Source organism: Streptomyces albofaciens JCM 4342, from assembly GCF_008634025.1.
Classification (GTDB): domain Bacteria; phylum Actinomycetota; class Actinomycetes; order Streptomycetales; family Streptomycetaceae; genus Streptomyces; species Streptomyces albofaciens.
Genome location: NZ_PDCM01000002.1, coordinates 3225220 through 3251200, shown reverse-complemented (window position 1 = coordinate 3251200; position 25981 = coordinate 3225220). Strand labels below are relative to the sequence as shown.

23 protein-coding genes are annotated in these 25981 nt (G+C 74.3%); 16 read left to right on the top strand and 7 right to left on the bottom strand.

Features of this window, described 5'->3' with window-relative positions:
* Nucleotides 1–128: 128 nt before the first annotated feature.
* The 3 genes from CP973_RS33990 to CP973_RS33980 all read left to right on the top strand — a co-directional run bounded on the left by CP973_RS33990 (nucleotide 129) and on the right by CP973_RS33980 (nucleotide 2761).
* Nucleotides 129–767 (top strand): DUF6758 family protein, encoded by a 639-nt coding sequence (locus CP973_RS33990; RefSeq protein WP_150247684.1) that lies wholly within the window; start codon nucleotides 129–131, stop codon nucleotides 765–767.
* Nucleotides 768–957: 190 nt separating this feature from the next.
* Complete coding sequence (locus CP973_RS33985; RefSeq protein ID WP_150247682.1) at nucleotides 958–1812, top strand: PHP domain-containing protein; 855 nt, start codon at nucleotides 958–960, stop codon at nucleotides 1810–1812.
* A gap of 343 nt (nucleotides 1813–2155) precedes the next feature.
* Complete coding sequence (locus tag CP973_RS33980; protein ID WP_030662258.1) at nucleotides 2156–2761, top strand: MarC family protein; 606 nt, start codon at nucleotides 2156–2158, stop codon at nucleotides 2759–2761.
* 192 nt (nucleotides 2762–2953) lie between these two features.
* Here CP973_RS33980 and CP973_RS40255 read toward each other — a convergent pair whose 3' ends face one another.
* Complete coding sequence (locus tag CP973_RS40255; RefSeq protein ID WP_003985759.1) at nucleotides 2954–3106, bottom strand: hypothetical protein; 153 nt, start codon at nucleotides 3104–3106, stop codon at nucleotides 2954–2956.
* A gap of 213 nt (nucleotides 3107–3319) precedes the next feature.
* Between CP973_RS40255 and CP973_RS33975 the strand changes: the two genes are divergently transcribed.
* Entirely contained in the window at nucleotides 3320–4261 is a 942-nt protein-coding gene (locus CP973_RS33975) for an NYN domain-containing protein (protein ID WP_150247680.1), read from the top strand.
* Nucleotides 4262–4402: 141 nt separating this feature from the next.
* Here the strand turns inward: CP973_RS33975 and CP973_RS33970 are convergent, their stop codons facing one another.
* Both CP973_RS33970 and CP973_RS33965 read right to left on the bottom strand, forming a co-directional pair.
* A complete protein-coding gene (locus CP973_RS33970; RefSeq protein ID WP_244410184.1) occupies nucleotides 4403–5347 on the bottom strand; it encodes an alpha/beta fold hydrolase in 945 nt (314 codons plus the stop codon).
* 110 nt (nucleotides 5348–5457) lie between these two features.
* Complete coding sequence (locus tag CP973_RS33965; RefSeq protein WP_244410183.1) at nucleotides 5458–8163, bottom strand: DEAD/DEAH box helicase; 2706 nt, start codon at nucleotides 8161–8163, stop codon at nucleotides 5458–5460.
* A 462-nt stretch (nucleotides 8164–8625) separates the two neighbouring features.
* Here CP973_RS33965 and CP973_RS33960 point away from each other — a divergent pair, with 462 nt between their 5' ends.
* A complete protein-coding gene (locus CP973_RS33960; RefSeq protein ID WP_150247676.1) occupies nucleotides 8626–9381 on the top strand; it encodes a ferritin-like fold-containing protein in 756 nt (251 codons plus the stop codon).
* Nucleotides 9382–9434: 53 nt separating this feature from the next.
* Here CP973_RS33960 and CP973_RS33955 read toward each other — a convergent pair whose 3' ends face one another.
* From CP973_RS33955 to CP973_RS33940, 4 genes are all read right to left on the bottom strand, one after another.
* Entirely contained in the window at nucleotides 9435–9719 is a 285-nt protein-coding gene (locus tag CP973_RS33955; protein WP_150247674.1) for a hypothetical protein, read from the bottom strand.
* A gap of 202 nt (nucleotides 9720–9921) precedes the next feature.
* Nucleotides 9922–10149, bottom strand: a complete 228-nt coding sequence (locus CP973_RS33950; protein ID WP_003987009.1) for a DUF3107 domain-containing protein — start codon at nucleotides 10147–10149, stop codon at nucleotides 9922–9924.
* 245 nt (nucleotides 10150–10394) lie between these two features.
* A complete protein-coding gene (locus tag CP973_RS33945; protein WP_003987008.1) occupies nucleotides 10395–11036 on the bottom strand; it encodes a TetR/AcrR family transcriptional regulator in 642 nt (213 codons plus the stop codon).
* A gap of 142 nt (nucleotides 11037–11178) precedes the next feature.
* Nucleotides 11179–11397, bottom strand: a complete 219-nt coding sequence (locus tag CP973_RS33940; RefSeq protein WP_150247673.1) for a hypothetical protein — start codon at nucleotides 11395–11397, stop codon at nucleotides 11179–11181.
* 173 nt (nucleotides 11398–11570) lie between these two features.
* Between CP973_RS33940 and CP973_RS33935 the strand changes: the two genes are divergently transcribed.
* The 11 genes from CP973_RS33935 (at nucleotide 11571) to CP973_RS33890 (ending at nucleotide 25961) form a co-directional block, all read left to right on the top strand.
* Nucleotides 11571–12623: an alpha/beta fold hydrolase gene (locus tag CP973_RS33935; RefSeq protein WP_150247671.1), complete on the top strand. Its 1053-nt coding sequence runs from the start codon at nucleotides 11571–11573 to the stop codon at nucleotides 12621–12623.
* Nucleotides 12624–12916: 293 nt separating this feature from the next.
* Nucleotides 12917–14407, top strand: coding sequence for a DUF3152 domain-containing protein (locus tag CP973_RS33930; RefSeq protein ID WP_244410182.1), 1491 nt, complete (start codon nucleotides 12917–12919; stop codon nucleotides 14405–14407).
* Nucleotides 14408–14484: 77 nt separating this feature from the next.
* Nucleotides 14485–14580, top strand: coding sequence for an Ms4533A family Cys-rich leader peptide (locus CP973_RS41685; RefSeq protein WP_341874884.1), 96 nt, complete (start codon nucleotides 14485–14487; stop codon nucleotides 14578–14580).
* A gap of 212 nt (nucleotides 14581–14792) precedes the next feature.
* The gene (locus tag CP973_RS33925) at nucleotides 14793–16544 is read left to right on the top strand and encodes an ABC transporter substrate-binding protein (protein WP_150247665.1); all 1752 of its coding nucleotides are present in this window, start codon (nucleotides 14793–14795) and stop codon (nucleotides 16542–16544) included.
* Complete coding sequence (locus CP973_RS33920; RefSeq protein ID WP_150247663.1) at nucleotides 16541–17572, top strand: ABC transporter permease; 1032 nt, start codon at nucleotides 16541–16543, stop codon at nucleotides 17570–17572. The genes CP973_RS33925 and CP973_RS33920 overlap by 4 nt, the downstream gene beginning before the upstream one ends.
* Nucleotides 17569–18558 (top strand): ABC transporter permease, encoded by a 990-nt coding sequence (locus CP973_RS33915; RefSeq protein ID WP_150247661.1) that lies wholly within the window; start codon nucleotides 17569–17571, stop codon nucleotides 18556–18558. Before CP973_RS33920 ends, CP973_RS33915 begins: the two co-directional genes overlap by 4 nt.
* Entirely contained in the window at nucleotides 18555–20264 is a 1710-nt protein-coding gene (locus tag CP973_RS33910; RefSeq protein WP_150247659.1) for a dipeptide ABC transporter ATP-binding protein, read from the top strand. The genes CP973_RS33915 and CP973_RS33910 overlap by 4 nt, the downstream gene beginning before the upstream one ends.
* Before the next feature lie 191 nt (nucleotides 20265–20455).
* Nucleotides 20456–22507, top strand: coding sequence for a glycosyltransferase (locus tag CP973_RS33905; protein WP_150247657.1), 2052 nt, complete (start codon nucleotides 20456–20458; stop codon nucleotides 22505–22507).
* The gene (locus CP973_RS33900) at nucleotides 22504–23859 is read left to right on the top strand and encodes a hypothetical protein (protein ID WP_280119046.1); all 1356 of its coding nucleotides are present in this window, start codon (nucleotides 22504–22506) and stop codon (nucleotides 23857–23859) included. The genes CP973_RS33905 and CP973_RS33900 overlap by 4 nt, the downstream gene beginning before the upstream one ends.
* Before the next feature lie 330 nt (nucleotides 23860–24189).
* The gene (locus CP973_RS33895) at nucleotides 24190–25167 is read left to right on the top strand and encodes an NAD-dependent epimerase/dehydratase family protein (RefSeq protein ID WP_150247656.1); all 978 of its coding nucleotides are present in this window, start codon (nucleotides 24190–24192) and stop codon (nucleotides 25165–25167) included.
* Nucleotides 25155–25961: a spherulation-specific family 4 protein gene (locus CP973_RS33890; protein WP_150247654.1), complete on the top strand. Its 807-nt coding sequence runs from the start codon at nucleotides 25155–25157 to the stop codon at nucleotides 25959–25961. The genes CP973_RS33895 and CP973_RS33890 overlap by 13 nt, the downstream gene beginning before the upstream one ends.
* Nucleotides 25962–25981 lie beyond the last annotated feature (20 nt).

Below are 25981 nucleotides of genomic sequence, written 5' to 3'. Positions count from 1 at the left end.
GTATACACACAATAAGTTAGCTCATCTAAAGAGTGCAAGCTACAACTAACGCGGTGAAGGCCCGGCCGCGGCTCCGGATGGGTGATCGTCCTTGACGCGGCGCCCGGCCCGGAGGACCGTGGGGCTCTATGAGGGGCGAACCCAGTTGCCCGAAGTGCGGTGGCCGGGTGCGGGCGCCCGGTCTCTTCGCCGACTCCTGGCAGTGCGGCGTGCACGGCACCGTGCACCCGCTGCAACCGGTCGTCCCGCCCAGCGTCGAAGCGCTCGCCGTGGTCGTGCGCCGCGCCTGCGTGCCGGTGTGGATGCCGTGGCCGCTGCCCGTCGGCTGGCTGTTCACGGGCGTGGCCTGCGCGGGCGACGACCGCAGCGGCGGCCGCGCCACCGCCGTGGCCTGCTCGGGGCCGGGCCCGCTCGGCGGCCCCGGCGAACTGCTGCTGATCGCGGAGGAACTGGGCGTCGGCCTCGGCGCGCGTTACGCCGGCATCGACGGCCCCGACCCCGGCCCCCACATGTGCGTGGACAAACCGCCGCACGTGAAGGTGCTGGCGGCCGGACGTCCGACACCGCTGTGGCATGTCTCGGGGGCCCCCGAGGACCGCGCCGTCTTCGCGGGGGAGGCGCGCGGGCTGTGGCTGTGGGCCGTCGTCTGGCCCGCCGAGTCGGGCCTGCTCCTGTACGACGAGCTGGTGCTCACCGACCTGCGCGACGCCGGTGCCGAGGTGGACCTGCTGCCGTGCGGGGCGCTGTCGCCGCGGTTGCTCGCCTGAGCGGGCAGCCCGCTCCGCGGTTCTCCCATGGGCAAACGCGATCGCGCGCCACATGGACGGTCACCGGCCAAGAGCCCCGGCACCGTGTGTGACGGAGCCCGCGCGGGCATGCGTTCGAGGGGCTGCCGGGTGGCCGGTATTCTTCTGACGTCCCCCTGGCCCGCCCCGCAGCAGTCTGGAGTTCCGCGTCGTGCGCATCGACCTGCACACCCACTCCACTGCTTCCGACGGTACGGACACCCCCGCCGAGCTGGTACGCAACGCCGCCGCGGCCGGGCTGGACGTCGTCGCGCTGACCGATCACGACTCCGTGGGCGGGTACGCCGGGGCCAGGGCCGCGCTGCCGGCGGGGCTGACGCTGGTCACCGGGACCGAGCTGTCCTGCCGTATCGGCGGCGTGAGCATGCACATGCTGGCGTACCTCTTCGACCCCGACGAGCCCGAACTCGCCCGCGAACGGGAACTGGTCCGCGACGACCGGGTGCCGCGCGCCCAGGGCATGGTCGCCAAGCTCCGGGAACTGGGCGTCCCGGTCACCTGGGAGCAGGTGGCGCGGATTGCCGGGGACGGTGCGGTGGGCCGTCCGCACGTCGCCGCCGCGATGGTGGAGCTGGGCGTGGTCGACACCGTCTCCGACGCCTTCACGCCGCAGTGGCTCGCCAACGACGGCCGGGCCTACGTCGACAAGCACGAACTCGACCCGTTCGACGCGGTACGCCTGGTCAAGGCCGCGGGCGGGGTGACCGTCTTCGCGCACCCGCTGGCGGTCAAGCGCGGGCGGACCGTCCCCGAGAGCGTCATCGCCGAGCTGGCGGCGGCCGGGCTGGACGGCGTCGAGGTGGACCACATGGACCACGACGACGCCGCGCGGGCGCGCCTGCGCGGCCTCGCCGCCGACCTCGGCCTGCTGACCACCGGCTCCAGCGACTACCACGGCAGCCGCAAGACCGTCGCGCTCGGCGAGTACACCACCGACCCCGAGATCTACGGCGAGATCGTGCGCCGCGCGACCGGCGCCTTCCCCGTACCCGGCGCGGGCGGCTGACCCGTACCGCGCTCCGGCCGGGCGGTCCGTACCGCGCTCAGCACCCGCGGCGGGTGATCGCCTCGTTGGGCTCCAGCACGTCCTGGGCGCGCTCGCCTGCTGTGCCCGCGGGCTCGTACGACCGGCGCGTACACGTCCGTGCGCCCTCCCGGGTCTTCCCGCGCCCCCTGAGCGCGCCCGGCGTCACCCCTCTTCCGTAACCCCTTCCCGGCACTCCCTCCCCGTCCCTTCCCGTCCCTCCCCTCAACTCCTGTTCCGTCACTCCTCGCCGCCCCCGCCGCCGACCGTCCACCACTCGTTCTCTTGTACCGCCTCTCGTACCACCTCTCGCAAGGCCATCACCGTGTTCGACTTCGCTGTCTTCAGCACCCTCTTCGTCACCCTGTTCGTGATCATGGACCCGCCCGGGATCATCCCGATCTTCCTCGCCCTCAGCTCCGGCCGCCCCGCCAAGGTGCAGCGCAAGATGGCCTGGCAGGCCGCCACCGTCGCGTTCTGCGTCATCGCCGTCTTCGGCCTCTTCGGTGAGCAGATCCTCGGCCGGCTGCACATCACGCCGCCCGCGCTGATGATCGCGGGCGGGCTGCTGCTCCTGCTGGTCGCGCTCAGCCTGCTGACCGGCAAGTCGGAGCAGCCGACGCAGACCAAGGACGTCAACGTGGCGCTGGTGCCGCTGGGCATGCCGCTGCTGGCCGGGCCGGGCGCGATCGTCTCGGTGATCCTGGCGGTGCAGCACGCGGACGGGTTCAGCGCCGAGCTGTCGGTATGGGCGGCGATCGTCGCCATCCACGTGGTGCTCTACGTCGTGATGCGCTTCTCGCTGGTGATCATCCGCGTGATCAAGGACGGCGGTGTGGTGCTGGTGACCCGGCTCGCCGGCATGATGCTCTCCGCGCTCGCGGTGCAGCAGATCATCAACGGCGTCATGCAGGTGGTGCGCGGCGGCTGACGGCTGGTCCGCGGCGGCTGACGGCCTCGCCGGTCCGCGCACCGGGTCCGGACACTGGGCTCGGACACAGGAATCGGACCCACGCCGGAGCCCGGACACGCGAAGCGCCCCGCGCGAAGTGATTCGTGCGGGGCGCTCCGTGCGCCGGACATGACGCGTTACGTCACGCGTGCATGTGTGACGCGGCGTGTGTCATCGGGCGGCGGTGTCGGCTGGGCGGATGTAGATGCGCTGGCCGACTGCGGCGGCCTGCTGCACGATCCGGTTGACGGAGGCGGCGTCCACGACGGTGCTGTCCACGGCGGTGCCGTCGACATCGTCCAGGCGCATGATCTCGAAGCGCATAACGGCTTCTCCCTTCGTCTGATCCTCCTGCGGAGAACTTTGCTGTTGTACGGGGTACGCGTGGGGCGTCGCTGCCCCTGCGTTCCCAGTGGGTACAACGACATGCTCCCTGCAATCATTCCCTACGCTAAAGAAATTTTTCGGCCGTCTAAATACTGGCGGGTAGCGAGAGCGGTTGTGCGCGCTGAGTGACCGGCCGGACAATGGGCCCGTATGAACGACGACGCGCGGCCCACCGGCCCCCCACCCGACCTCACCGCCGTGCTCGCGGGCATCGAGCGGACGAACGAGCTGCTCACGCGGGTGCTCGCGGAGGTCGCCACCACCCCGTCCACCCATGCGGTCTTCGTCGACGCGGGCTATGCGTACGCCGCCGCCGGGCGGCTGGTCGTCGGGACGGAGGACCGGCGGGCCTTCGAGCTGGACGCCGAGGGCCTCATCGAGGCGTTCATCGACAAGGCCCGAATGATCTTCCCGGACAGCCGGCTGCTGCGCGTCTACTGGTACGACGGCGCCCGGCGCCGCATCCACACCGCGGAACAGCAGCGCGTCGCCGAGCTGCCGGACGTCAAGGTCCGGCTCGGCAACCTGAACGCGAACAACCAGCAGAAGGGCGTCGACTCGCTGATCCGCTCCGATCTGGAGTCGCTGGCCCGGCACCGCGCGATCAGCGACGCGGTGCTCATCGGCGGCGACGAGGACCTGGTCTCGGCGGTGGAGGCGGCGCAGGGCTACGGCGCCCGGGTCCACCTGTGGGGCATCGAGGCGGTGGACGGACGGAACCAGGCCGAGCCGCTGCTGTGGGAGGTGGACAGCCAGCGCACCTTCGACCTGGAGTTCTGCAAACCGTATGTGACCCGGCGGGCCGTCGCGTCCGACGGCGTGGACCCGGTGGCCGACGGCAGCGGCGGTGTGCCGCCCACCCGCGACGAGGTGCGCTTCATCGGCGCGCGGGTCGCCGCCCGCTGGCTGGCCGAACGCGGCGCCCCCTGGGTCACCGAGCTGCTGCCCGGCCACCCGTACCTGCCCGGCGCGGTCGACCAGGAGCTGCTGACCGCGGCCGAGGCCCTGCTGCGGCACTCGCTGCGCGGGCACGCGGACCTGCGCCGGGCGCTACGGGACGGCTTCTGGGAGCACGTACGGGCGCAGGGGTAGGGCTACGCGCGGGGGTCAGCGGTAGGCGCGGAGACAGGGGTGCGCGCGGGGGAGGGGCAGGTGCGGGCGCAGGGTCAGGTGCAGGTGCAGGCGCGAGCGCAGGGCTGCGCGCGGGGGCGCGGCCGTCGGCCGGCCGTCCGGCTAGCGGCCCCCCTTGCGGCCCGCGTCGCGCTCCCTCTCGCGCTCCCTCTCGCGGTCCGTTTCGCGTTCCCCCTCGTGTTCCCTCTCGCGGTCCGCGTCGTGCCAGAACGCGGCGAGCGCCGCCGCCGTCGCGGCCGGCTGCTGCGCGTTGGGGGAGTGCTCCGCGCCCTCGACCACCGTGCGGCGGGCCCCCAGCCGCTCGGCCATCGCGTCCATCTCCGACACCGGCCAGACGTAGTCCGCCGTGCCCGACACGACGTGCTTGGGCAGGGGCACGGCGGCCAGCTCCGCCACCCGGTCCGGCTCCGCGATCATCTGCCGTCCGGTGGCGGCCAGCTGCCGCGGCGCGGTGTTCATCCACCGACGGTGCAGGAACGCGCCGATCTCGGGCGGGGTGGCGGCGTCCTCGGCCTCCGGCGGGTCGAGGTCGCGCATGGCCAGCCACACCGACTGCATGTCCATCCGCCCGAGGGCGTCGATGAGCATCCGTACCCGGGCCTGCTGGGCCGCGACGATGGCGCCCGGCCCGGAGCTCATGACGGTCAGGGAGCGGAACGGGGCGGGGTCGCGCAGAACGGCGGTACGGGCGACGAGGCCGCCGAAGGAGTGGCCCAGGAGATGGACCGGACCGGCGTCCAGGGCGCGCGTCTGGGCGAGTACGTCCTGCGCCAACTCGCTCAGCGCATAAGCGGATTCGTCGTCCGGGCCGGGCGTCTCGTGCTGTCCCCGGCCGTCCACGGCCACCACCCGGAACCCCGCGGCGGCCAGCGGCTCCAGGAGGCCGATGAAGTCCTCCTTGCTGCCGGTGAAGCCCGGTACGAGCAGCGCGGTCCCGGCCGGTGTCCCGCCGGGGCGGGCGTCGTGGACGGCGAACTCGCCGCGTTCGGTGACGAGTCGGCGTGCGCGGGCGCACGCGGGCAAGGTGAGGGTGGGCGGCTTGCTCATGGGACGAGGCTATCGGGGGGCGCGCGGGGCCTGCCGAGCGCGGGCACGCACGCCGACGGCCCGGCCCCGCTGCTGCGGGAAACCGGGCCGTCGAGACGGGTGCGTCGGGATCAGCCTTCGGCCGAAGCCTCCGCGGTGGCCTTCTTGGCCGCCGTCTTACGGGTGCGCCGGGGCTTGGCCGGCGCCTCGTCCGCGGCGGTGTCGGCGGCCGGGGCCGCCTCGGCCTTCGCGGCGGTGGCCTTGCGGGTACGGCGGGGCTTGGCAGCCGCGTCGTCCGCCGAAGGCTCAGCGGCTTCGGCAGCGGCCTCGGCCTTCTTGGCCGCGGTCTTGCGCGTGCGGCGCGGCGTGGCCGAAGCCTCCTCCGCGACCGGCTCCGCTGCCGCGTCCGGGCCTTCGGCCGCGTCGACGGCGGCTTCGGCCTTCTTCGCGGCGGCGGTCTTGCGCGTACGGCGGGGCTTGGCAGGCGCCTCCTCCGCGACGGTCTCAGCCGTCTCGGCGGTGTCGACCGCGGCTTCCGCCTTCTTGGAAGCGGCCGTCTTACGGGTGCGACGCGGATTCGCCGGAGCCTCTTCCGCGACGGCCTCGGCGCCCTCGGCGGTGTCGGCCGCGGCCTCGGCCTTCTTGGCAGCGGCCGTCTTACGGGTGCGGCGCGGCTTGGCCGGAGCCTCCTCCGCGACCGACTCCGCGACGACCTGCGCGCCTTCGGCGCTGTCGGCCGCGGCTTCGGCCTTCTTGGCAGCAGCGGTCTTGCGCGTGCGGCGCGGCTTCGCCGGAGCCTCTTCCGCGGCCGCCTCAGCGGCTTCGGCGGTGTCGGCCGCGGCTTCCGCCTTCTTGGCAGCGGCCGTCTTGCGCGTGCGGCGCGGCTTGGCCGGAGCCTCCTCCGCGAGCGTCTCCGCCGCGGACTCGACGGCTTCGGCAGCCGTCTCGGTCTTCTTGGCAGCGGTCTTGCGGGCGCGGCGCGGCTTGGCCGGGGCCTCGTCCGCGGCGGTCTCCGTAACGGCCTCCGGGGCGGCCGCCACGCTCTCCGCCGACTCCACGGCGGTCTCCGCCGCGGGCTTGGTGCTGCGCGTACGGCGGCGGGACTTCGCGGGGGCCTCGTCCGCGGCGGGCTCGGCGACGGCCGGCGCCTCCGTGACGACCGTGGCCTCGGCGGTGGCCTGGGCCGGGACCTTGACGGTCTCGGCGGAGCCCTCGGCCGTGTCCACGGCGACGGCGGCCGTCGTACCGGCCGCCTCCGCCTTGGCGGCGGCGTCCGCGCCACCCCGCGTACGGCGGCGGCGCGGCTTGGACGGCGCCGCGGTGGCGTCGGCCTGCGCGGCCTCCGACGCGATGCTCTCGGCGGCCGGAGCCGCCCCGTCGCGGGCCGGGGTCACGGCGGCGGCCGGAGCGCCGCCGGAACCGCCGCGCGTACGACGGCGGCGGCGCGGCTGGCGCGGCCCGTCCGTGGCGGCGCTGCCGCCCTCGGCCGTACCGGAAGCGGCGGGAGTACCGGAAGCGGCGGGCGCGCCGGACTCGTCCACCGGCGCTCCGCCCCGCGTGCGCCGGCGCTGGCGCGGCGTACGGGTGCGGCGCGGGCGCTCCTCCTCGACGGGGGCGCTCCGGCGCGGACCGCGGCCGCGGCCGCCCGTCTCGCCCAGGTCCTCGACCTCTTCCGCCGCCAGCCCGGCGCGCTTGCGCTCCGCGCGCGGCAGGACGCCCTTGGTGCCCTCGGGGATCTCCAGCAGCTCGTAGAGGTGCGGGGAGGTGGAGTACGTCTCCTCCGGCTCGTCGAACGGCAGGTCCAGCGCCTTGTTGATCAGCTTCCAGCGCGGGATGTCGTCCCAGTCGACCAGCGTGACCGCGATGCCCTTGGCGCCGGCGCGGCCGGTCCGGCCGATCCGGTGCAGATAGGTCTTCTCGTCCTCGGGGGACTGGTAGTTGATGACATGCGTCACACCCTCGACGTCGATGCCGCGGGCGGCGACGTCGGTGCAGACCAGCACGTCGACCTTGCCGTTGCGGAACGCGCGCAGCGCCTGCTCGCGCGCCCCCTGGCCGAGGTCGCCGTGCACCGCGCCGGCCGCGAAGCCGCGGCGGGTGAGCTGCTCGGCGATGTCGGCGGCGGTCCGCTTCGTCCGGCAGAAGATCATCGCCAGGCCGCGGCCGTCCGCCTGGAGGATGCGGGCGACCATCTCCGGCTTGTCCATCGAGTGCGCGCGGAAGACGTGCTGCTTGATGTTGGCGACGGTCTTGCCCTCGTCGTCCGGCGCGGCGGCGCGGATGTGCGTGGGCTGCGACATGTAGCGGCGGGCCAGGCCGATGACCGCGCCCGGCATGGTCGCGGAGAACAGCATGGTCTGGCGGCGCACCGGCAGCATGTTGATGATGCGCTCGACGTCCGGCAGGAAGCCCAGGTCCAGCATCTCGTCGGCCTCGTCCAGGACGAGCGCCTTGACGTGCGAGAGGTTCAGCTTCTTCTGGCCCGCCAGGTCCAGCAGCCGGCCCGGGGTGCCGACGACCACGTCGACGCCCTTCTTCAGGGCCTCGACCTGCGGCTCGTACGCCCGGCCGCCGTAGATCGACAGCACCCGTACGTTACGGACCTTGCCGGCGGTCAGGAGGTCGTTGGTGACCTGCTGGCACAGTTCGCGGGTGGGAACCACCACGAGGGCCTGCGGGGCCTCCGTCAGCTGCTCGGGCTTGGCCCGGCCCGCCTCGACGTCCGCGGGGACGGTGACGCGCTCCAGCAGGGGGAGGCCGAAGCCCAGGGTCTTGCCGGTGCCGGTCTTGGCCTGGCCGATGACGTCGGAGCCCGACAGGGCCACGGGGAGCGTCATCTCCTGGATGGGGAAGGGGGAGGTGATGCCGACGGCTTCCAGGGCCTCGGCGGTCTCGGGGAGGATCCCGAGCTCTCGGAACGTAGACAGAATCTTGCCTCTTCTGTGAGACGCGGCACGAGGCGGCCAAGGGGGTCGTACCGCGCCTCGCACGGTTTCGTACGGGCCGGCCTCGATCGGCCGGGACGGCGCGGGACCACTGCCTTCGCGCAAGCACTCGAACCGCGAGCGGTGTCCCTCCCGCTGTGCGTACGTCGCGTACGCGCCGCGAAAGAGGGCGGTCGGGTTGGAGCCGATCGGGCCACCGACCGGGCATCCGCATGCGTGGAACAACCCACCGATACTCGGCGGGCGCATTACCACCATACCCCGGATGGCCAGACGTGTGTCCGGGCAATCGTTCGGTCGGGTGGGACGGGAGTGGCTGACCAGCCACTTCCCCCGGTTGCGGGGCGGGCTATTGTGCGCTTCATGGAGACGCCTGACAACGCAGCGCAGACCGCCGACGACGCGCAGAAGCACACCGGGATCGCCGCCCAGGACTGGGCCGCGGCCTCCGAGGAACCGCAGTACCGGGCCGCCGTCATCGACCTGCTCGGGGCGCTCGCCTACGGGGAGCTGTCCGCCTTCGAGCGGCTCGCGGAGGACGCGAAGCTGGCGCCGACGATGGACGACAAGGCGGAGCTGGCCAAAATGGCGTCGGCCGAATTCCATCACTTCGAGCGGCTGCGGGACCGGCTCGCGCAGATCGAGGCGGAGCCGAACGAGGCCATGGAGCCGTTCGCCGCGGCGCTGGACGAGTTCCACCGGCAGACCGCGCCGTCCGACTGGCTGGAGGGCCTGGTCAAGGCGTACGTCGGCGACTCGATCGCCAGCGACTTCTACCGCGAGGTGGCCGCCCGGCTCGACTCCGACACCCGCGACCTGGTCCTCGGCGTCCTCGACGACACCGGGCACGCGACGTTCGCGGTCGAGAAGGTACGGGCCGCCATCGAGGCCGACCCGCGCGTCGGCGGGCGGCTCGCGCTGTGGGCGCGGCGGCTGATGGGCGAGGCGCTGTCCCAGGCGCAGCGGGTCGTCGCCGAGCGGGACTCGCTGTCCACGATGCTGGTCGGCGGCGTCGCCGACGGGTTCGACCTGGCGGAGGTCGGGCGGATGTTCTCGCGGATCACTGAGGCGCACACCAAGCGGATGGCCGCGCTGGGGCTGGCCGCGTAACCCCCGCGGGGCAACTGGGCGGGCCGGTCGCGTGCGTGGCGGCCGGCCCGTTCTCACACGCCGGACAGGCTCCGCTCCGCCACCCCGCGCACCAGCCGGCCGCGCGGCCGCACCAGCAGCGACAGCATCGCCGCGCCGAGCGCCGCGGCGGCCAGCAGGGTGTGGACGGCGTGGCCCGGGCCCAGGATGGAGTGGGCGAGGAAGGCGCCGAGGAGGGCCGCGGCGGGGCCGGTCGCCAGGGTCAGGACGCGGGCGGGGAAGCGGCCGGGCAGCCAGTGGGTGGCGGCGAGCGCGATGACGAGTCCGACGAGCACGGAACCGAGAGCTTCCCAGACCATGGTTTATCCCTCCCGCGGTAGCGACCGGTTGGACGACACAAATCGGTCGTAGGCCGTCGTACCCAGCGGGAATGCGCGGCAACCCTCGTCGGCGCACCCGGTCGGCGGGGGTTCTCGCACGACGAGCGGCGGCCCGGAGAACGCTCTCTCCGGGCCGCCGCTCGTGACGCGTGCGCGCGGGCCTCCCAGGGCCCGCGGCCGACTACAGCGTGCCGAAACCGACCTTGCGCGTGGTCTGCTCGCCGATCTCCACGTAGGCCAGCCGGTCCGCCGGGACCAGGACCTTGCGGCCGTGCTCGTCCACGAGGCTCAGCAGTTCCGTCTTGCCGCCCAGTGCGTCCGCCACCGCTCGCTCGACGTCCTCGGCGGTCTGCCCGCTCTCCAGAACGATCTCGCGGGGCGCGTGCTGCACGCCGATCTTGACCTCCACGGCTTTGTCCCTCCGACGGTCTCGGTTCCCCTTGGCCGGGCCATGGGGCAGGTGCGCGGTGATCCGCGCCGTACCCAGCACACATTAGCCCGGTACGCGGACGGACAGGACGCCGCGGAGCACGCCCGCAGCGAACACCCGGACGGCGCGGCGACCGCCGGAGGCGGCCTCGGAGCGTCCGGCTCACCGGCCCGCAGTGGCGCTCACCGGCCCGCTGCGGTGCCCACACCCGGCCCGCGCCGGTGCTACTGCCCGTCGGCGCCGTGCAGCGGGAAGCCCGCGATGCCCTTCCAGGCGAGCGAGGTCAGCAGCTGGACGGCGGTCTCGCGCGGCACGGTGCTCTCCGAGGAGAGCCAGTAGCGCGCGACCACCTGGGAGACGCCGCCCAGCCCGACGGCCAGCAGCATCGACTCGTCCTTGGACAGGCCGGTGTCCTCGGCGATGACCTCGCTGATCGCCTCGGCGCACTCCAGGGAGACCTTGTCCACCCGCTCCCGCACCGCGGGCTCGTTGGTCAGGTCGGACTCGAAGACGAGGCGGAAGGCGCCGCCCGGGTCCTCGACGTACGCGAAGTAGGCGTCCATCGTCGCGGCGACGCGCTGCTTGTTGTCGGTCGTCGAGGCCAGCGCGCTGCGCACCGACTGGAGCAGCGCCTCGCAGTGCTGGTCCAGCAGGGCGAGGTAGAGGTCGAGCTTGCCCGGGAAGTGCTGGTAGAGCACGGGCTTGCTGACGCCGGCGCGCTCGGCGATATCGTCCATCGCGGCCGCGTGGTAGCCCTGCGCCACGAAGACCTCCTGGGCCGCGCCCAGGAGCTGGTTGCGCCGGGCCCGGCGTGGCAGGCGCGTGCCCCGCGGGCGAGCCGCCTCGGTCTGCTCGATGGCGCTCACGCTGCCTCCCAGGTGTTGTTCCGTCCACGGCGTACGCACGCGCCGCGCCCGCCATCGTACTTTTGGGTAACCCGGCAGCGCGCGGTCGCGGGCGAGAAAATATGCCGCGGAACGCTGTGGGAAGCCGACATATGGCCCCAGATCATCGGTAATCGTCTTCGTCGAGTTCCACGACGCGGGCCTGCTCGGCGACGTCCGCCTCGTTCGCGGCGGCCGGGTCGATGCCGGTCAGCGGGGCGTCCTGCGGGCGGCCGACGTCCGCGTGCTGCTCGGCGGCGTCCGCCTCGGGCGCCTCGACGTCGAATTCCGTGGTGTCCGTCTCGTCCTCGAAGGTGTCCGGGTCGGTCGGGTCGACGGGCATGGTGGCTCCCTCTCTCTCACGTACTACGGAGGCCAGGGCGAGCGTCCGCACGCGAGCGCTCATCACACGGGTGCCCTTCACGCCCGAGCCTAAGAGAGCGGGTTCCGAAATGCGATGTGGTGTGTGAGCGCGAACACACGATCGGCGGCGTGATCGTCTCGTAACATCGACGCATGTCTTCGACGGAGTCGACCGGATCGCCGGACACCCGCGCCGTGCTCCCGGTGCCCCCGGCGGGCCGTCCCTCGCGCGTCGGCGCGGGGGAGACGGTGCGTTCCGTGACCCTGCCCGGCCTGACGCTGAGCGTGCGGGGAGTGCCCGGCAGACGCGCCGGACTGCCGCCCGCGCTGTACGTCCACGGCCTCGGCGGCTCGTCCCAGAACTGGTCCGCGCTGATGCCGCTGCTGGCCGACCGGGTCGACGGCGAGGCGCTGGACCTCCCCGGTTTCGGCGACGCGCCGCCGCCGGACGACGGCGACTACTCGGTCTCCGCGCAGGCGCGGGCGGTCATCCGCTACCTGGACGCGAGCGGCCGCGGCCCCGTCCACCTGGTCGGCAACTCGATGGGCGGCGCGGCGGCCACCCGCGTGGCGGCGGTCCGCCCGGACCTGGTGCGGACCCTGACGCTGATCTCGCCCGCGCTGCCCGAGCTGCGGCCGCAGCTGTCGGCGGTGCCGACCGGGCTGCTGGCGGTGCCGGGCGTGACCCGGCTGTTCAGCAGGCTGACCAAGGACTGGACGCCGGAGCGGCGCACCCGCGAGGTGCTGGCCCTCTGTTACGGCGACCCCGCCCTGGTGACCCCGGACGGCTTCACCGCCGCCGCCGAGGAATACGCACGGCGCCTCGAACTTCCCTACTTCTGGGAGGTGATGACGCGCTCCGCGCGCGGGATCGTCAGTGCGTACACGCTCGGCGGGCAGCACAATCTGTGGCGGCAGGCGCAGCGGGTGCTCGCGCCCACGCTTCTCGTCTACGGTGGGCGCGATCGCCTGGTCTCCTTCCGTATGGCACGCCGGGCGGCCGCCGCGTTCCGCGGCTCGCGGCTGCTGACGCTGCCGGAGGCGGGGCACGTGGCGATGATGGAGTGCCCGGAAACGGTGGCGCGGGCCTTCCGCGAGCTGTTGGACGACGAAGCGGCCGCGCGGGGCGCGGCCGGGCCGGACGGGAGCGCCGGGGCGGTACGGTCCGCCGCCGGGGCCGTGTCCGGCGACGTGGGTAGGAGCTGACAGGCCGAGTGGGACGTCACAGCCGCCGGGGCCCGGCCGCAACCGCCGGTGACACCTCCGGAATAGGTGGGGTGGACGGCGCGAGCGGGCCCGGCGCGGCGGTCGGCGCCGTACCCGCTCCCGGGCCGGGCACGGGCCGTCGGCGCCGCGGCGCGCAGGCCGCGGCGGAGACAGAGGCCGGGACAGCGGCGGGGGCGCAGGCCGGGACGGAGGCCGACGGCGGTGCGTCCGCCGAGGCGGGCGCCGTCCGGAGCGCACCCAGGGGCACGGCGGCGCACGGAGCGTTCCGGCCGATGCCGCAGCAGCGCGCGCCCGAGCGCGAGCCCGCGCAGGGCGCACTCCGGTACGGATTCGGCCATCCCGCGCCCGGGCACGAACCGGCGCGTACGTCGGCACGCAACCCGGTACCGGAGACGGCGCAGAGCACTCCGCAGAGCACCCGGCAGAGTCCCCCGCGTGTGCCGCATCCGCGCGGCGGGCCGCGCTCGACGCCCTCCGCGCCGTCCGGCTCGGCCACCCCGGCACACGGTTTCGCCCCCTTCGGGAACGACGTCGACGAGGGCGCCACAGCCCGGCCCGCCCCCGGGCCGGCCGCCGGCGGCCCGACCACGGCCTCCAGCGGTCCGGCCACTGCCGCCGACGGCCCGATTCCTGGCGGTACGTCCCCCAGCGGACCCACCACCATGGGCGCGGGCACGGGACCGCTCGGAGCGCCGCTCGCCTCCCGGGGCCGCGTCCCGGCGCCGCGCCAGGAGTACGTCGACGCCTTCGACCGCATGCCGCGCGGGTACCGGTCCGGCGGTGTCGAGGACGTGGACGACGATGTGTTCGCGGCCGGTGCCCCGGAGCGCGGACCGGTGCGCCCCGCCGGGCGGCCGGACGGCTTCGCGTACGCGGCCGACGGGGCGCACGGCGAACCGTACGAGGACCTGGACCTCGGCGGACTCGACGCCGACGGGCACCGGTCCGGCCCCGGCAAGAAGGGCGCCAAGGGCCGTACGTTCACCGGGGTCGCCGCGGCGGCCGTGACGACCGTGCTCGCGGTCGTGGTGGCCGGGCAGGTCGCCGAGCAGCAGCAGGACGACGGCAAGCCGCAGGCGCTGGGCGAGGGGGACCGCACGGCCGACGGTGCCGGGGCCTCGCGCTCGCACACCCGGCCGACGCAGCAGGCGGTGCCCGCCACGTACGACCAGAAGATGGCGCAGGTCTTCCCGCTGGACGAGAAGCTGACGGCCTCCGGGCGGTTCAAGCCGGCCGGAGGGGACGCCAAGGCGCCCGGCCACGGCCGGGTCTGGCGCTACCGGGTCGACGTCGAGGAGGGCATGGACCTCGACGGGCAGCTGTTCGCCGACGCGGTGCACAAGACGCTCAACGACGAGCGCAGCTGGGCGCACGGCGGGCAGCGCACCTTCCAGCGGGTGGGCTCCGGCCGCGCGGACTTCGTCATCACACTGGCCAGCCCGGGCACCACCGCCAAGTGGTGCGCCAAGTCCGGGCTCGACACGACCGAGGACAACGTGTCGTGCGACTCCGCGGCGACCGAACGCGTCATGATCAACGCGTACCGGTGGGCGCAGGGCGCCAGGACCTACGGGCCGGACAAGATGCACGCCTACCGGCAGATGCTCATCAACCACGAGGTGGGCCACCGGCTCGGGCACAACCACGAGAGCTGCGCGCGGCAGGGCGCCCTGGCGCCGGTGATGATGCAGCAGACCAAGTTCCTGACCACTGACGGAGCCACCTGCCGGCCCAACGCCTGGCCGTTCCCGGACGGACGCTGACCGCTGGGTGAGACGGTTCGTCTCCCACTCCGGGACGCTTTTGCCAGCGCCCGCCCGTTCGTGATGTCTTCATGCCCATGCCGCACCCTGCCACCGCCTACGAGCGCGCCGCCTTCGAGCTGGCGCTGATCGGCGTGTCCGGGCAGTCCGTGGCCGACATCCACTGTCGCTGAGGCCCGTCCCCGGCCGCGCGGAAGCGCGCCGCGACGGCCCGTGCACCTCGGGACCGTAACCCACCGCGGCGCCGTGTGACCCCGGGCCGGGGCGTCCCCCCGCGTCCTCACGTATCTCACCCGAACGTGTCCGCAGGGGCGGTCCCGCGCCTCACCGCGCCCTCGCGGCCGCCTTCCTCGGGTACGTCCCGCCGCGAAAGGCACCCACCGTCATGTCCGAGACGTTCCGTTCCCGTCACCTCCCTCCCGCCGGCCGGGCGGGCGCCAGGCGCGCGGCCGCCATCGCGGTGGCCGTCGCGCTCGCCGCCGGAGCCACCGCCTGCGGCCCCAAGGACGCCGCCGCGGGCGACGGCGCGGACGCCGCGCCGGCCGAGGGCGGCACGCTCACCGTCCTCAACTCGCAGCCGCAGACCAACTTCGACCCGGCGCGCCTCTACACCTCCGGCGGCGGCAAGGTACCGACGCTGGTCTTCCGTACGCTGACCACCCGCAACCGGGAGAACGGCGCGGCCGGTGCCAAGGCCGTACCGGACCTCGCCACCGACACCGGCCGCCCCAGCGAGAACGCCACCGTGTGGACGTACACGCTCAAGGACGGCCTGAAGTTCGAGGACGGCTCGCCGATCACCAGCGCCGACATCAAATACGGCATCGAGCGCTCGTTCGCCGCCGAACTCTCCGGCGGCGCGCCCTATTTGCGGGACTGGCTGGTGGGCGGGGAAAGCTACCAGGGGCCGTACAAGGACAAGAGCGAGGACGGGCTGAAGTCCATCGAGACGCCGGACGCGAAGACCATCGTCTTCCACCTGAAGAAGCCCGAAGGCGAATTCCCGCTGCTCGCCACGCAAACGCAGTTCGCACCGGTGCCGAAGGCCAAGGACATCGGTACGAAGTACGAGGAACACCCGGTCTCCTCGGGCCCGTACAGAGTCGTGCAGAACACCGGCGACGGTGAACACCTCGTTCTCAAGCGCAATCCGCACTGGTCCGAGAAAACCGACTCCGAGCGGCACGCCTACCCCGACACCATCGACGTGAGATCCGGCCTGGATTCCGCGGTCATCAACCAGCGGCTGGCCACCGGAGCCGGTCCGGACGCCGCCGCGGTGACCACCGACACCAACCTCGGCCCGGCCGAACTCGCGCAGATCGGCGGCGACGAGGAACTCGGCAAGCGGGTCGGCACCGGCCACTTCGGCTACACCAATTACCTCGCCTTCAACCCGAAGGTGAAGCCCTTCGACAACCCCAAGGTGCGCCAGGCCGTCGCCTACGCCGTCAACCGGCAGAGCGTGGTGAACGCCGCGGGCGGCTCCGCGCTCGCCGAACCGGCCACCACCTTCCTCCCGAACGGCGCGTCCTTCGGCCACACCCCGTACGACCCGTTCCCGGCCGGCCGTACCGGAAATCCGGCGAAGGCCAGGGAACTGCTCAAGGAGGCCGGTTACGGGAACGGGCTGAGCATCACCCTCACTCATTCCACCGCCAAGGACTTCGCGACCAGCCCGGAAATCGCCACCGCCGTCCAGGAAGCCCTGAAGAAGGCCGGTATCACCGTCAAGCTCCAGGGGCTGGAGGACAACGACTACACGGAGAAGGTGCACAGCGTCGACGACGAACCGGGCCTGTTCATCGGCGGGTGGGGAGCGGACTGGCCGTCCGGCGGCCCGTTCCTCGCCCCCGTCTTCGACGGCCGGCAGATCGTCCGCGACGCCTCGAACTTCAACCACGCGCAGCTCGACGACCCGGCGGTCAACCACGAGATCGACGAGATCAACAAGCTGACCGACCTGACGGCGGCGGCGAAGCGGTGGGGCGCGCTGGACGAGAAGATCGGCGAGCGGGCCCTGTCCGTACCGCTGTTCCACCCGGTCTACAAGCGCCTGTACGGCAAGGACATCAAGAACGTCGTCATCAGCGACTGGGACGGCGTGCTGGACATCTCGCAGGTCGCGGTCAAGTGACGACGGCCCCCGAAGTGACGCTCCGGCGACGCGGAGCGGTGTGGCGGCGGCTGCGGCAGCGGCCCGCCGCCGTCGCCTCCGCCGCCGTCCTCCTCGCGCTCGTCCTGCTCGCCCTCGCCGCCCCGCTGCTCGCGGCACTGGAGGGCCAGGACCCGACCACGTACCACGACGACCTGATCGACTCGGCGCGCGGCGGCGTGCCGCTCGGCCCGTACGGCGGGATCAGCGGCGACCACTGGCTGGGCGTCGAACCCGGCACCGGCCGGGACATGTTCGCGCGGCTGCTGTACGGGGCCCGGGTCTCGCTGCTCATCGCGCTCGGCGCCACGGCCGTACAGGTCCTGGCCGGACTGCTGGTCGGCCTCGCCGCGGGCCTCGGCCACCGGCTCGCCGACCAGGTGCTCTCCCGGTTCACCGAGGTGCTGACCGCGCTGCCCATGCTGGTCATCGCCATCGCGCTGACCGCGATCGTGCCCGCCGGATTCCCCCGCCCGCTGCTGCTGGTGCTGGTCATCGGGCTGCTCGGCTGGGTCGGCACCTCCCGGATCGTGCGCGCCCGCACCCTCGCCCTGAAGAAGCTGGACCATGTGGCGGCGGCCCGGCTGGGCGGCTCGGGGCCGCTGCGCGTCGCGCGCCGCGAACTGCTGCCCGCGCTCGCCGCACCGGTGATCACCTACGCGGCGGTCCTGGTGCCCGGCAACATCGTGGCGGAGGCGTCGCTGTCCTTCCTGGGCATCGGCGTCAGACCGCCCACCGCGTCCTGGGGCCAGATGCTGTCCACCGCGACGACCTGGTTCCGGGCCGACCCGGTGTACGTCCTGCTCCCGGCGGGCTGCCTGCTGGTCACCGTCCTGGCGTTCACCGTGCTCGGCGACGCGGTCCGCACGGCGCTCGATCCGCGCGAGCGGTCCCGGCTGCGGGTCGGCACCCGTACGGGGCGGTCCATCGACCCGGCCGCCGCCACCGGGTCCGCGGCCGCCGCCACCGGGCTCGCGGCCGCCGCCCATGAGAAGGAGGCAGCCGTATGACCGGCTACGCCCTGCGCCGGCTGGGCGGCGCGCTCGCCGTCCTCTTCCTGCTGACGGTCGCCGTCTACGCGCTCTTCTACGTGGCACCCGGCGACCCCGCCAAACTGGCCTGCGGCCCGCGCTGCAACCCCGGCCAGATCCAGCAGGTGCGCGAACGCCTGGAGCTGGACGCCCCGGTCCTGACCCAGTACCTGCACTTCCTCCAGGGGCTGGTGGCCGGCCGCGACTTCTCGTCCGGCACCGCCGTGCTGCACTGCGACGCGCCCTGCCTCGGCCTCTCCTACCAGAACAGCACCCCGGTCACCGAGCTGCTGGGCGACCGGCTGCCGGTCACCGCGTCGCTCGCCTTCGGCGCGATGGTGCTCTGGCTGCTGCTCGGCGTCGGCACCGGGCTGCTGTCCGCGCTGCGCCGCGGCGGCACGACGGAACGCGTCCTGACCGGCCTGACCCTCGTCGGCACCGCCACCCCGGTCTTCATCACCGGGCTCCTGCTGCTGATGCTCTTCTGCGCGTACCTGCGGTGGCTGCCGTTCCCCTCCTACGTCCCGCTGTCCGAGGACCCCGAGCAGTGGGCCTGGAACCTGCTGCTGCCCTGGACGGCGCTGGCGCTGCTGGAATCCGCCAAGTACGCCCGGCTGACCCGCGCCTCGACGCTGGAGACACTGGCCGAGGACCACATCCGCACCTTCCGCGCGTATGGCGTGCGGGAACGTTCCGTCGTCACCCGGCACGCGCTGCGCGGCGCCCTGCCGCCCGTCATCGCGCTCACCGCGATCGACCTCGGCACGATGTTCGGCGGCGCCATGCTCACCGAGACGCTCTTCGGGCTGCCGGGCATCGGACAGCTCCTGGTGCACTCGGTGCGGGTCGTCGATCTGCCCGTGGTCGTCGGGGTGGTGCTGGGCACCGGCGCGGCCGTCGTCGTCGCCAACCTGGCGGCGGACATCCTCTACGCACTCGCCGACCGAAGGGTGGCCCTGACATGACCTCTCCCGGCGTGACCTCCCCGGACACGCGTCCCGCTGACGCTTCCGGAGCGGCGGCGGACCTCCTGGTGGAAGTCCGGGACCTGTCGGTCGCCTTCCCCGCCGACGGCGACGGCGATTCCGCCGTACAGGCCGTGGACGGCCTCTCCTTCACGCTCGCCCCGGGCCGCGCCCTGGGCATCGTCGGCGAGTCCGGCTCCGGCAAGTCCACCGTCGCGGCCGCCCTGCTGGACCTGCACCGGGGGACCGGAGCGCGGGTCGCCGGTACGGTACGGGTCGCCGGTACGGACGTACGGGCGGCGGACGAGCGCGAACTGCGGCGGCTGCGCGGCGGCCGGGCCGCGATGGTCTTCCAGGACCCGCTGTCGTCCCTCGACCCGTACTACGCGATCGGCGACCAGATAGCCGAGGTGTACCGGGTGCACCGGCCGGACGTCTCCCGGCGCGCGGCCCGCGCCCGCGCCGTCGAGGTGCTGGAGCGCGTCGGCATCGCGGACGCCCCCCGGCGCGCCCGCTCGCGGCCGCACGAATTCAGCGGGGGCATGCGCCAGCGCGCGTTGCTCGCCATGGCGCTCGCCTGCGAACCGCGCCTGCTGATCGCCGACGAGCCGACCACCGCCCTGGACGTGACCGTGCAGGCGCAGATCCTCGACCTGCTGCACGACCTGCGGGCCGAGACCGGCATGGGACTGCTGCTGGTCACCCACGACCTGGGGGTGGTCGCGGGCAGCGTGGACGAGGTGCTCGTGATGCGCGGCGGCCGGGCGGTGGAACACGGCACCGTCGGCGAGGTGCTGCGCACGCCGCGCGAGCCGTACACGAAGGAACTGCTGGCGGCGGTGCCCAGGGTGGACGCCGGACCGGCCGTACGCCGCGGGCCGGCCGCCGGCGGCGGGGACGGCGTCCTGCTCGAAGCCGCCGGGCTGCGGCGGGAGTTCGGCGGCAGGCGCAACCGTACGACCGCGGTGGACGACGTCTCGCTGACCGTACGGGAGGGAGAGGCCGTCGGCCTCGTCGGCGAGTCGGGCAGCGGCAAGACGACGCTCGGGCGGATGCTCGTACGGCTGCTGGACCCGACCGCCGGGACCCTGCGCTACCGGGGCCACGACATCGGCGCCCTCGGTGACCGCCGGCTCCGGCCGTTCCGCGGCGAGCTGCAGATGGTCTTCCAGGACCCGGTGTCCTCGCTCAACCCGCGGCGCAGCATCGGCGAGTCGGTCGCCGACCCGCTGCGCGCGGCCGGCGACCGGGACGACGCGCGCGTGGTGCGCCGGGCGTGCGAACTGCTGGAGCGGGTCGGCCTGGACCCGGCGTGGTACCACCGCTACCCGCACGAGTTCAGCGGCGGACAGCGGCAGCGCGTCGGCATCGCGCGGGCGCTCGCCCCCGGTCCCCGGGTGCTGGTCTGCGACGAGCCGGTCTCGGCGCTGGACGTCACCACCCAGGCGCAGATCGTCGGACTCCTCGGCGAACTGCGGCGGGACCTGGGCCTGGCGCTGGTCTTCATCGCGCACGACCTGGCGGTGGTGCGGGAGGTCAGCGACCGGGTCGCGGTGATGCGCGGCGGCCGGATCGTGGAGGAGGGCCCCACGGACGAGGTGTACGAGCGCCCCGCGCACCCGTACACGAAGGGCTTGCTGGCGGCGGTGCCGGTGCTCGACCCGGAGGTGTCGGCCGACCGCCGGGCCCTGCGGGCCGCGGCGTGACGGTCACATAGCGCGCCAGAACGCCCAACGGGGTGGAAAGTTACGTCTCTTCACCCCTTCCGGTGGCGCGACGGACAACCGTCCGTCGTGTCACCGCGAACTCTGCGTAGCTTCTTCCTGCAAGTAGCGGCGGGCCCCTCGGGGGCGGCCGTCGTCGTCCGACACCTATCAGGGAGAACGGGGGTGCACCCGTGCGCATCGCTCTGCTCACCGAGAGTGGCGCACCGGATGCGTCCGGTGAGACGCGTCCGTGGTGCGACCGGCTCGTGCGGGGGCTCACCGGCCACGAGTTAGAGGTCTACAGCCTCGTCCGCGGCCCCGGCGGCGACCCGTACCGGGGCCGGACGGTGCGGACCGCTCCGCTGTACGGGGAGCTTCCCGCCCCGCTGGTGTGGCGACCGGGGGAGCGGCGCGCGCGGGCGCGCGGGCGGCTTGCGCGACGGCGGTTCGCCGTGTGCTTCGCCGACTTGGTGGCGGGGTTCACTTCGGTACGGGTTCCCGGCGTACGAGCCGCTGAGGAGGCGGGCGGGGGAGCCTTCACCCGTGCGTCGGCCTTCCCCCGTGCGTCGGCGGGGGCCGGTGACGAGCCGCGCGAGGATCAGGCGGACCGTTTCGCCGCCGGGCTCTACGGGCTGGCCGAGCTGGCCCGCACACAGGGCCGCCTGCCCGCACTCCTCCGTTCCGAACAGGCCGTACGCCTCCTGGAGACCGCCTGCCGCGCCCCCGGCGCACCGCGCGCCGCGCACGGCGCGCGCGTGAGCGACCTGCTCGCCGTGTCCGAGGAGCTGGAGCGCGCCCTGCGTCCCCTCTCCCTCGACTGGTACGGCGATGCGCCCGGCAGCGCGTACGCCTTCGGCGCCGGTGACGTACCCGCAGGCGGTGCGCTCGCCACCGTCGACCTCTGCCACGCCGCCACCGGCGGCCCCGCCGCCCTCCCCGGGCTGCTGGCCAAACGCTTCTTCGGTACGCCTCTCCTGCTCACCGAGTACGGCGTGCGGCTGCGCGAGCACTACCTCGCGCGCGCCGGAGCGCAGCTCAGCGCCCCCGTACGGGCCCTGCTGGGCGCCTTCGACATCGCCCTGGCCGCCGAGACGTACGCCCGGGCCGCGCTCGTCGTCCCGGGCAACGCCCACATCCGGCGCTGGCAGGAGCGCTGTGGCGCCGACCCGGAGCGCCTGCGCACGGTCCACCCGGGCATGGACGCCGACGGCTTCACCGCCGTCCCGGACGCCGTGGCCGACCACTGCGCGACGCTGGTGTGGACCGGCACCGTCGAGCCCGCCAAGGATCTCGTCTGCCTGCTGCACGCCTTCGCGCGCGTCCACCGGGCGGAGCCCGCCGCCACCCTGCGCATCGTCGGCGCGCCGGGCACCGGTCCGGACGACGCCGCCTACCTGGCGCACTGCCGGGCACTGGCCGCCCAGCTCTTTCCCGACGAGGCCGCCGACGCGTGCAGCGCGGGGGACAACCCGGTCTCCTTCGAGGAGATCGGCGGCCCGTACGCGCCCCGCCCGCAGGACGCCTACGCGGCCGGCGCGGTGCTGGTCCTCTCCAGCGTGGCGGAGGGTTTCCCGCGCTCCCTGGTAGAGGCGATGCTCAGCGGCCGGGCCACGGTCTCCACCGACGTCGGCGCGGTGTGCGAGGTCATCGGCGGTACGGGCCTGGTCGTACCGCCCCGCAACCCGCGCGCGCTCGCCGACGCGTGCCTCGCGCTGCTCCGCGACCCCGGCAGACGCGCCCGGCTGGGCGCCGCCGCGCGCGCCCGCGCACACGAACTGTTCACGGTGGAACAGAATCTCGCGGCATTTCGTGGCATCTACCTGGAGCTGATGGCCCGAACACCGTGCCGTCCGGCCGTCGGCGCCGCACCGGGCCGGGACGGCGCGCCCCGTCTGTTCGCCAGTCCCGCGGAAGCTCATGTGCCGGGCCGCTGGGCCGCGATGCGCGGCACCGGACAGCCCGCGCCGCCGACCGGCCGCACCCCGAGCTGGGCCGACCCGGCCCCGGACGGGGACAGCGCGCCGCGCGCGGCCCGCCGGCCCGCCGGAGACGAGCGCTTGGGAAGCGGGGGCTTGGAAGGCGAGCGCTTGGAAGGCGAGCGCTTGGAAGGCGAGCGCCCGCCCACCACCGGCCCCGCCCACCCGCGGCCCGCCGAACCGGCTGCCGCCCACCCGCGGCCCGCCGAACCTGCCGCCGCCGGAACGGTCACCGGTGCCGGCCGCCAGAGAGGAGCGCGGCCGTGACCACTGCCGAAACCGGCACCGGACCCACCGGGCCGACGCCCCAGCCCCGGACCCAGCCCCAGGCCGGGCCCCAGCCCCATCCCTCCCCCCAGCCCCTCACCTGGCCGACCCGACCAGCCCAGGAGCCCCCCGCCTCCACTCCCACCTCCACCCCCAGTCCCACCTCCACCACCACCTCCACCCCCATCCCCACCCGCCACGGCCCCGCCGACCCCGTGAAGACGCTGATGCACCGGCACCGGACGCTGTGCGAGCTCGCCGTCGACCCGATGGAGATCGCCGCCGGGCTGGAGGCACACGGCGTCACCGACCGCACGGCCGCCCGCTTCCGCCACCGCGACGTCTTCTCGCTGGCCGAGGAGCTGTACGCCCGGGTCCCGCGCGCCGAGGCGCCGCCCGACGCGCCCGCGCCCGAGCCCGTGCGGCACGGGCGGGGCGTCCGGGCCGCACTGCACCTGCTGCCCGGCGCCCTGTGCGCGGTGACCATGGCCGCCGTCGCCGCGACCGCCGACGCGCCCACTCCCGTACCGACGGATTGGGTTGACGCGCCGTCAACCTCGGTCATCCGGACGGCCGTCGCTGCCGCCGGAGCGTGCCTGGTCATCCTGGCCCTGCGCCTGTGTGTCCGCCACGGGCCACTGCGCGCGCGGTATCCGTCCGCGCGCACCGCCGGGCTGTGGACCTGCTGGCTGGCCGGATACGCGCTGTGCGGCGACTGGCTGTTGCGGCAGTTGCTGGCCGGTGGCCCCGACCTCTCGTCCGTACGCCCGCAGTTCGCCACCGGTACCGTCCTGGCCCTGACGTGTGCCGTCGTGCCCGCCGCCTGGTGCGCGCACTGGTTCGCGGTCCGCGCGCGGCGCCGACTGGCGGACAGCCGGAGCCTGACCGTCTTCGGCTCACGCGTACGGCCGCTGCTGCTGGTGGCCGTGACGATGCAACTCGCCACGCTGCCCGCCCTGTCGGCCGCCGTGGGCGCCGCCGTCGGCGACGGGGGAGCGGGACCGGTGGCCGCCGCCACGGCCCTCGGCCTCCTGTTCTTCCTGGCGCGGCTGCTCGCCCGGCACGGCTTCCCCGCCGCTGCCGCCGCGGGACCGGCCGCCGCCGTCGCGCTGGAGGCCGCCGCCCTGGCCTCCGCAGCGGCCGCCCGGCTGCCGGGCCTGGCGCCGCTCGGCAAGCCGGCCGAAGCCGCCGTCACCCTCCTCGGCCCGCCCGCCGTACCGGCCGTGGCCTGCGCGCTGCCCGCCGTCGGCCTGCTGCTGTACGCGCTGCGCGCCCTGACCGGCGCCTCGGCGCACGCCCCGGACCCCGTCGCGGCTCCCGCCGCCCCACCGGCGGAGGCGGACCGGCCATGACCCCACACACGTCGCCACCCGCGATACGCACGCCACTGCCACCGGCGCGCACGCCACCATCCCCGGCGCGCGTGCCATCACCGTCTGCGCGCACGCCGGTACCCCGGGCGGGCGCGCGGGCACCGGTGGTACGCCTGCCGCGCTCCCGTGGCGCCGGCCGTCCCCGTACGGACGTCCGCCGCCCTCCGCACGGCGCACACCGCCATTTCCCGGCCCCCGAGGTGGCGATGGCCGCCCCTGTCGCACCACGTCCCCCAACTCCCTGCACGAGGAGAACAAGATCATGAACGTCCAGCCCACCGAAGCACACCGGGACCGGGGGGTCGCGCGATGAGGGTGCTGCTCATCGGTGCCAACGGGTACCTCGGGCGCTATGTCGCCGACCGGCTGCTCGCCGACCCCGCCGTCCAGCTGACCGCCCTCGGGCGCGGCGACGACGCGGACGTCCGCTTCGACCTGGCCTCCGGCAGCCCGGGAGCGCTCACCCGCTTCCTGGACGCCGTCCACCCCGGCGTAGTGATCAACTGCGCGGGCACCACCCGGGGCGGCGCCCGCGACCTGACCCGGCACAACACCGTCGCGGTCGCCACCGTCTGCGAGTCGCTGCGGCGCAGCAGCTGCGGTGCCCGGCTCGTGCACCTGGGCTGCGCCTCCGAGTACGGTCCCTCGCAGCCCGGCTCCTCGACCGCCGAGGACGCCGTCCCGCGCCCCGGCGGCCCGTACGGCGTCAGCAAGCTCGCCGCCACCGAACTGGTCCTCGGCTCCGGCCTGGACGCCGTCGTGCTGCGGGTCTTCTCGCCGGTCGGCCCGGGCACCCCGGCCGGTTCGCCGCTGGGCCGCCTCGCGGAGGCGATGCGGCGCGCGATGCAGTCCGGCGACACCGAACTGAAGCTGGGCGGCCTGGGCGTACAGCGCGACTTCGTGGACGTACGGGACGTGGCGCGGGCCGTGCACGCCGCCTCGCTCTCCGCCGCGCAGGGCGTGGTCAACATCGGTACGGGGCACGCCGTACGGCTGCGCGAGGCGGCGGCCCTGCTCGCGCGCGTCGCCGGGTTCGGCGGCTCGCTCCACGAACTGGACACCCCGCCCGGCTACCCGGGCGGCGGCCCCGCCACGGCCCGGCTCGCGATTCCGGGGCCGACATCTGAACACGGCGCCATCCCCCCCGCGTATCCCTATCCGGACGGGTGCGGGAGCTGGCAGCAGGCGGACGTGCGCACCGCTCGCGACCGTCTGGGGTGGCGGCCCCGGATCGGGCTGGAGGAGTCTCTCGCCGACATCTGGATGGAGGCCGCATGCCGTATCTGACGACCCCGGTGGACGGCGGGAGCGCCACGACCGGTGCCGCGCCGCTGGGCGTCGGCGTGCCCGGGTTCGCCCACCCGCTGATGGCTCCCACGGAGTGGGCCGAACTGCTGCGGCTCTCCCGAGGCCTGGCCTGCACCGGGGGAGCAGGCCGGGCGCCGGGTCCGCGGGGCGCCGCGACGGCGTTGCACTGGGTGGTGCTCAACGTCGCCCGGGGCCCTGGGGCCCGGCCCGACCCGTACTGTCTGCCCGCCGCGGCCCAGTTGCGGGACGCGGGTGCCCGGCTGCTGGGCCACCTCGACCTGGAGCACGGGACCCGTCCCTTCGGGGAGCTGGTCTCCGACGCGCACCGCTTCCTGGAGTGGTACAAGGTCGACGGCTTCTATCTGGACCGCTGTCCCACAGAGCGGACACTGCTGTCCGGGACCCGGCGGCTGACCACCACCCTGCGGGCCCTGCGGGACGGCGCGCACCTGGTCACCGGGCACGGCCGGCACCCGGATCCCGGCTACGCGGACGCCGCCGACCAGCTCGTCACCTTCGCCGGGCGCTGGTCCGACTACCGCTGGTCGCAGGTGGCCGAGTGGACCGCCGGGTATCCGGCCGGCCGCTTCTGCCACTTGGTGCACGGCGTTCCCCGTACGCACCTGGAGGAAGCCCTGCGCATCGCCCGCTGGCAGGGCGCCGGGACGGTCTACTTCACCGACCGGCCCGACCGCGGCGGCGGCGCCTGGGAGTCGCTGCCCGGCTACTGGGACGAATTCGTCTCGCGTATCGGACCTGGTGTCTCGGAATGAAGAAGGGCGTGGCAGTGTTA

Coding starts and splice junctions, on each gene's coding strand:
- CP973_RS33930 (WP_244410182.1), top strand. CDS start 12,917: ATGCCGCAGCAGCGCGCGCCCGAGCGCGAGCCCGCGCAGGGCGCACTC.
- CP973_RS33895 (WP_150247656.1), top strand. CDS start 24,190: ATGAGGGTGCTGCTCATCGGTGCCAACGGGTACCTCGGGCGCTATGTC.
- CP973_RS33970 (WP_244410184.1), bottom strand. CDS start 5,347: ATGAGCAAGCCGCCCACCCTCACCTTGCCCGCGTGCGCCCGCGCACGC.
- CP973_RS33925 (WP_150247665.1), top strand. CDS start 14,793: ATGTCCGAGACGTTCCGTTCCCGTCACCTCCCTCCCGCCGGCCGGGCG.
- CP973_RS40255 (WP_003985759.1), bottom strand. CDS start 3,106: ATGCGCTTCGAGATCATGCGCCTGGACGATGTCGACGGCACCGCCGTG.
- CP973_RS33910 (WP_150247659.1), top strand. CDS start 18,555: ATGACCTCTCCCGGCGTGACCTCCCCGGACACGCGTCCCGCTGACGCT.
- CP973_RS33915 (WP_150247661.1), top strand. CDS start 17,569: ATGACCGGCTACGCCCTGCGCCGGCTGGGCGGCGCGCTCGCCGTCCTC.
- CP973_RS33990 (WP_150247684.1), top strand. CDS start 129: ATGAGGGGCGAACCCAGTTGCCCGAAGTGCGGTGGCCGGGTGCGGGCG.
- CP973_RS33965 (WP_244410183.1), bottom strand. CDS start 8,163: ATGACGCTCCCCGTGGCCCTGTCGGGCTCCGACGTCATCGGCCAGGCC.
- CP973_RS33955 (WP_150247674.1), bottom strand. CDS start 9,719: ATGGTCTGGGAAGCTCTCGGTTCCGTGCTCGTCGGACTCGTCATCGCG.
- CP973_RS33935 (WP_150247671.1), top strand. CDS start 11,571: ATGTCTTCGACGGAGTCGACCGGATCGCCGGACACCCGCGCCGTGCTC.
- CP973_RS33975 (WP_150247680.1), top strand. CDS start 3,320: ATGAACGACGACGCGCGGCCCACCGGCCCCCCACCCGACCTCACCGCC.
- CP973_RS33940 (WP_150247673.1), bottom strand. CDS start 11,397: ATGCCCGTCGACCCGACCGACCCGGACACCTTCGAGGACGAGACGGAC.
- CP973_RS33890 (WP_150247654.1), top strand. CDS start 25,155: ATGCCGTATCTGACGACCCCGGTGGACGGCGGGAGCGCCACGACCGGT.
- CP973_RS41685 (WP_341874884.1), top strand. CDS start 14,485: ATGCCGCACCCTGCCACCGCCTACGAGCGCGCCGCCTTCGAGCTGGCG.